We start from the raw sequence: 287 nt of genomic DNA, 5'->3' as shown, positions 1-287 counted from the left end.
AGCTATACCAGTTACTATAGCTGTTCCAATTATGAATGAATTAGAGAAGTACGGAAAAGTAAGGAGACCGTATGTTGGAATTGAACTTAGATCGTTAAATGAGATTCCAACCTACCATTGGTCAAAAACATTGCATTTACCAGGCAATGTAACAGAGGGAGGTTGCATTTTAGATGTGAAGAGTCCTTCGCCAGGTGTAGATGCTGGTTTACGAGAACACGATGTGATTGTAGCGGTAGATGGAAAACCGGTTCGCGATATTATCGGATTCCGTACGGCCTTATATG

1 protein-coding gene is annotated in these 287 nt (G+C 41.1%); it reads left to right on the top strand.

From position 1 onward, the window contains the following. The coding region (locus tag ACSG5Z_RS31630; protein WP_435712926.1) for a PDZ domain-containing protein at positions 1 to 287 on the top strand (287 nt) is incomplete at both ends.

The organism is Bacillus pretiosus (assembly GCF_051294775.1).
In the GTDB taxonomy this organism is placed as follows: domain Bacteria; phylum Bacillota; class Bacilli; order Bacillales; family Bacillaceae_G; genus Bacillus_A; species Bacillus_A wiedmannii.
The sequence above is the reverse complement of the archived record's forward strand: the minus strand, read 5'-3'. Positions and strand labels throughout refer to the sequence as shown.